This window comes from Streptomyces milbemycinicus, assembly GCF_002154605.1.
Lineage (GTDB): Bacteria > Actinomycetota > Actinomycetes > Streptomycetales > Streptomycetaceae > Streptomyces > Streptomyces milbemycinicus.
In genome coordinates, this window is record NZ_MUNE01001006.1 from 1 (window position 1) to 4,665 (window position 4,665).

Annotated in this window: 4 protein-coding genes; 1 reads left to right on the forward strand and 3 read right to left on the reverse strand. The window is 73.3% G+C overall.

Annotated elements, in window-relative coordinates; translation table 11 throughout:
* Positions 1-404 precede the first annotated feature (404 nt).
* On the forward strand, positions 405-563 hold the full coding sequence (locus CCN51_RS58845; RefSeq protein ID WP_245881866.1) for a hypothetical protein: 159 nt from the start codon (positions 405-407) through the stop codon (positions 561-563).
* A 48-nt stretch (positions 564-611) separates the two neighbouring features.
* Here the strand turns inward: CCN51_RS58845 and CCN51_RS50325 are convergent, their stop codons facing one another.
* The 3 genes from CCN51_RS50325 to cobT form a co-directional block, all read right to left on the reverse strand.
* On the reverse strand, positions 612-1,430 hold the full coding sequence (locus CCN51_RS50325; RefSeq protein ID WP_014175044.1) for a TrmH family RNA methyltransferase: 819 nt from the start codon (positions 1,428-1,430) through the stop codon (positions 612-614).
* 53 nt (positions 1,431-1,483) lie between these two features.
* On the reverse strand, positions 1,484-2,704 hold the full coding sequence (gene cobA, locus CCN51_RS50330; RefSeq protein WP_014175045.1) for a uroporphyrinogen-III C-methyltransferase: 1,221 nt from the start codon (positions 2,702-2,704) through the stop codon (positions 1,484-1,486).
* 217 nt (positions 2,705-2,921) lie between these two features.
* Positions 2,922-4,665 (reverse strand): nicotinate-nucleotide--dimethylbenzimidazole phosphoribosyltransferase (cobT, locus tag CCN51_RS50335; RefSeq protein WP_086861168.1); only part of this gene is annotated, 1,744 nt, incomplete at its 5' end.

Genomic DNA, 4,665 nt, shown 5'->3' on the forward strand with positions numbered 1-4,665 from the left:
CGGGAGGTCCGCACTCAGGGGGTCCGCACTCGGGAGGTCCGCACTCAGGGGGCCACTCGTCCGGCGGGCACCACCCCGGGCCGCGGCAGCCGTCGGAGCGGCCGAGCGGCCGGCGCGCCGACGAGTACACACGGCAGCGTACGGAGCGGCGCCCCGGCGGCACTCCTCCCCCCGCGCCCCGCGCCCAGGCTCCGCGCGCCTCTGCGCCGCGCCCGGGGCCGGGTACGGGGGGCCGCTCCGCCGGTTCGGCCGGGGCCCCTGGGTCCACTGGGTCCACGGGCCGTAACTCCGGCGCCCGCCCGACCCCCGCGCGCCCCTCTGGGCGCAACGGCGCGCGGCCGCCCGTCCGTACGCTCCGTACGCCGCGGAACGGACGCCGGCCCGTCGGGCCGGACCGTCGGCTGATGCGCCAGCGGCTGATCGTCTTCGTCGTGGTGACGCTGCTGGTCGCGCTGGGCATCGCGGCGGCCCAGGGCTGCCAGGGGCCGCCCCTGGGGCTGGGGGCGCCGACGCCCGCGCCCACGGCGCCGTCGCAGGGTGCCGCGCCGCCGCTGCACAGATGACGTGCGCGGGGCGGGGCCGGGGGCCTCTTACGCGGCCTCGGCCGGTCGTCAGCCCTGCGGGCGGCCCGCCGTGACCGCGTAGAAGGCGACCGCCGCCGCCGCGCCCACGTTGAGGGAGTCGACGCCGTGGGCCATAGGGATGCGCACCCACTCGTCCGCGGCCATAAGGGCCTGCACGGAGAGCCCGTCCCCCTCCGCGCCCAGCATCAGCGCGACGCGCTCGATGCGGTGGGGGGCGGCGTCGTCGATGGAGGTGGCCTTCTCGTCGGGCGTCAAGGCAAGGATCTTGAAGCCGGTGTGCCGGACCGCTTCCAGACCGCGCGGCCAGGTCTCCAGGCGCGCGTACGGGACGGAGAAGACGGCGCCCATGGAGACCTTGACGGAACGGCGGTACAGCGGGTCGGCGCAGTCCGGTGAGAGCAGCACCGCGTCCATGCCGAGCGCCGCGGCGCTGCGGAAGATCGCGCCTATGTTGGTGTGGTCGTTGACGGACTCCATGATCGCCACGCGCCGGGCGCCCTCCAGCAGCTGCTCCGCCTCGGGCAGCGGCTTGCGCTGCATGGAGGCGAGAGCGCCCCGGTGGACGTGGTAGCCGGTCACGCGTTCGGCGAGATCGGGGCTGACCGCGTAGACCGGCGCCGGGACGTCCTCGATGACGTCCCGCATGACGTCGACCCACTTCGCCGACAGCAGCATGGAACGCATCTCGTAACCGGCCTGTCTGGCCCGCCGGATGACCTTCTCGCCCTCGGCGATGAACAGGCCCTCGGCGGGCTCGCGCCTGCGCCGCAGCTCCACATCGGTCAGACCCGTGTAGTCGCGCAGCCGCGGGTCATCGGGGTCATCGACGGTGATGAGATCAGCCACAGGGTGATACTGCCTTGTCCTGGAGGTCGTGCCAATGACGCCGACGCGATGCGTTACCGATGGTTACCCGAGGCGAGGGCGGTCACCTCGCCGATCACCACGACCGCGGGCGGCCGTACCCCCTCGGCCGCGACCCGTTCCGCCACCGTGGCCAGGGTCGCGTCGACGCGCCGCTGGGTCGCGGTCGTGCCTTCCTGGACGACGGCGACCGGGGTGTTCGCGGCCCGGCCGTGCTCGATCAGCGTGGCGGAGATGGAGCCTATCTTCTCGACGGCCATGAGGAGGACGAGTGTGCCGCGCAGCTTCGCCAGCGCCGCCCAGTCCACGAGCGAGCTCGGGTCGTCGGGCGCGACATGCCCGCTGACCACCGTGAACTCATGAGCCACACCCCGGTGGGTCACCGGGATCCCGGCCACGGCCGGCACGCTGATCGCGCTGGTGACGCCCGGTACGACGGTGCAGGGGATACCCGCCTCCGCGAGTGCGTGCGCCTCCTCCATACCGCGCCCGAAGACAAAGGGGTCGCCGCCCTTGAGCCGGACCACCGACTTGCCCGCCTTCGCATGCTCGATCAGCGCGTTGTTGATGGCCTCCTGGGCCATGAAACGGCCGTACGGGATCTTCGCCGCGTCGATCACCTCGACGTGGGGCGGCAGCTCGTCGAGCAGATCGCGGGGGCCCAGGCGGTCGGCCACGACCACATCCGCCTCGGCGAGCAGCCGACGGCCGCGCACCGTGATCAGATCCGGATCGCCGGGGCCGCCGCCGACCAGCGCGACATGCGGCCCGCGGGCGCGGTGGCGAGGCGCGGCGAGGGTGCCGTCGCGCAGCCCCTCGACGACCGCGTCGCGCACGGCGGCGGAGCGGCGCGGGTCACGGCCGGTGAGCACGGCGACGGTGACACCCTCGCTGCGCCCGGTGGCCGGGGTCCAGGCGGTGGACGCCTCGGCGTCGTCGCTGCGTACGCACCACACCCGGCGCGCTTCCGCCTCCGCCGACGCGGCGGCGTTGGCCTGGGGGTCGTCGGTGGTGATCAGGGCGTACCAGGCGCCGTCGAAGTCGCCGTCCTGATACTTGCGGCGCTCCCAGCGCACCTCGCCGGCCTCGGCCATCGCCTCGACGGACGCCGTGGCGGACGGCGAGATCAGCACGATGTCCGCGCCCGCCGCGATCAGCGCCGGCAGCCGACGCTGGGCGACCTGACCGGCCCCGAGGACGACGACCCGACGCCCCGACAGGCGCAGTCCCACGGGGTATGCAAAGTTATCGGACATGGCGATGCGGCTCTCCTCGTGCGAATGCGCTGCCGCTGCGGCGCTGGAGCGGCTGATCGCTGATCGGTGCTGATCTGGCTGATCGGTGCTGATCGGTGATCGGGCTGATCGGCGCCGACGGGGTTGATCGGCGCTGATCCGGTGCTGAACGGTCCTGATCGGGCTGGTCGGCTGTGGGATATGCCCCCGCGCACACCTTACGTGGCGGGGGCGGACGTCAGCCCTTCTCCGTGACTCCGGCGGAATCGAAGGTCGCCACCTCGTGCATGGCCCGGGCGGCGCTCTGCACCACGGGCAGGGCCAGCAGCGCACCCGTCCCCTCCCCCAGGCGCAGATCGAGATCGACCAGCGGCCGCAGCCCCAGCTTGTTCAGCGCGGCCACATGTCCGGGCTCGGCGCTGCGGTGCCCGGCGATGCAGGCGGCCAGCACCTCGGGCGCGATGGCCCGCGCGACCAGCGCCGCCGCGCCCGCGCTCACCCCGTCCAGGATGACGGGGGTACGCAGGGACGCGCCGCCCAGCAGCAGCCCGGCCATCGCGGCGTGCTCCAGGCCGCCGAACGCGGACAGAACGCCGATGGGGTCGGCCGGATCGGGCCGGTGCAGCTCCAGACCGCGCCGTACGACATCGACCTTGCGGGCGTGCATCTCGTCGTTGATGCCGGTGCCGCGCCCGGTGACCTCGGCCGGGTCGGCGTCGGTGTAGACGGAGATCAAGGCGGCCGACACGGTGGTGTTGGCGATCCCCATCTCGCCCGTCAACAGCGCCTTGTTCCCGGCGGCCACCAGGTCACGGGCCGTCTCGATGCCCACCTCGATGGCGCGCAGCACCTCCTCGCGGCTCAGCGCGGGGCCGACGGTGAAGTCGCTGGTCCCCGCCCGCACCTTGCGCGGCAGCAGCCCCGGCGTGTTGGGCAGCTCACTCGCCACGCCCACATCCACGACGCACACCTCGGCGCCGACCTGACTCGCGAAGGCGTTGCAGACCGCCCCGCCGCCCAGGAAGTTGGCCACCATCTGGCCGGTCACCTCCTGCGGCCAGGCGGTGACCCCCTGCGCATGCACCCCGTGGTCTCCCGCGAAGATCGCGACAGCGGCGGGCTCGGGGATCGGCGGCGGGCACTTACGGGACAGTCCGCTCAACTGCGCCGAGATGATCTCCAGCATCCCCAGCGCGCCCGACGGCTTCGTCATACGCTTCTGCCGCTCCCACGCCTCGCCGAGCGCCTTCGCGTCCAGCGGACGGATGCCGCGCAGCGTCTCCTGCAGCAGATTCGCCGGGTCCTCACCGGGCAGCGCGCGCCGCCCGTACGTCTCCTCATGTACAACCCACGACAGCGGGCGGCTCTTGGACCACCCCGTCTTCACCAACTCCGGCTCCTCGGGGAACTCGTCGACGTACCCCACGCACAGATACGCCACGACCTCCAGATGCTCGGGCAACCCGAGCGCACGCACCATCTCGCGCTCGTCGAAGAAACTGACCCAGCCCACGCCAAGCCCCTCGGCCCGCGCGGCGAGCCACAGGTTCTCCACGGCGAGCGCGGAGGAGTACGGCGCCATCTGCGGCTGCGTGTGCCGGCCCAGGGTGTGACGGCCGCCGCGGGTCGGGTCGGCGGTCACGACGATGTTGACCGGAGTCTCGAGGATCGCCTCGACCTTGAGCTGCTTGAACTGCTTGGCCCGCCCCTTGGGGAGCGACTTGGCGTACGCGTCGCGCTGGCGCGTGGCCAACTCGTGCATGGTGCGCCGGGTCTCCTCGGAGCGGATGACCACGAAGTCCCACGGCTGCGACTGCCCCACGCTGGGCGCGGTGTGCGCGGCCTCGAGGACGCGCAGCAGCACCTCGTGCGGGATGGGGTCGGAGCGGAAGCCGTTGCGGATGTCGCGCCGGTCGCGGATGACCCGGTGCACGGCGGCCCGCTCGGCGTCGGCGTAGCCCTCGGCGGGGGGTGTTGTGGGG